The following is a 668-nucleotide window of genomic DNA, read 5'->3' on the forward strand; positions in this document are numbered from 1 at the left end:
AAGACAGTGAATTTATCGGCGCTTCGACGCAGGTGCGCTTTTTAGGAGATGTCACCGGTGCAACGATCCACAACACTCTTTTTGATGGGGCGTTGAGGGATGGTATTAAGACCCTTCCCGGTCAGGATGGAGGCTACACGTCTAATGTAACCGTGTCTGACTCTGTCTTTCTGAACCCCAACAGAGACGGGATAGACAGTACGGGTGGCTTCAAGGATTCCGTTGTTACGGATAGCTATTTCATTGGTGGCTTTACTGGGCTCGATATTAAATCGGGTTTTAACACAACGAATGATTTCCTCGCCGGGACACCCATCAATGAGAATATCCGTATTACAAATTCGGAATTCATCGACAACAACAATGCGGTTGTTGCCACAACACTGGACGACGGCGGTTATCTGAACCCTAGCAATGCCAAGCAATGGGCCGTGCAGAATATCCACATAGAAGATTCCATCATTGAAAATACCGGAGGGTACAGGAAATACGTGGTTCTGGCGAAGGATAGCTACAACATTCATTGGAGCAATGTGGACCTTCTCGGCGATGTGCTAGAGTCAAGAGAGAGATCATATTACAATACCGGTCTGCCTCAGGATATCGACGGTACAGTGGGGACAACAGGTCCGTCCCGCGGTCCTGTTGATAGCGCATACTACCAGAGT

General features: G+C 48.5%; 1 protein-coding gene. It reads left to right on the forward strand.

The features are described 5' to 3' along the window. Window positions 1–668: hypothetical protein (locus ACR0JG_RS20765; RefSeq protein ID WP_480572541.1), on the forward strand; the 668-nt coding region annotated here is incomplete at both ends.

Source organism: Ruegeria sp. AD5, assembly GCF_056542345.1.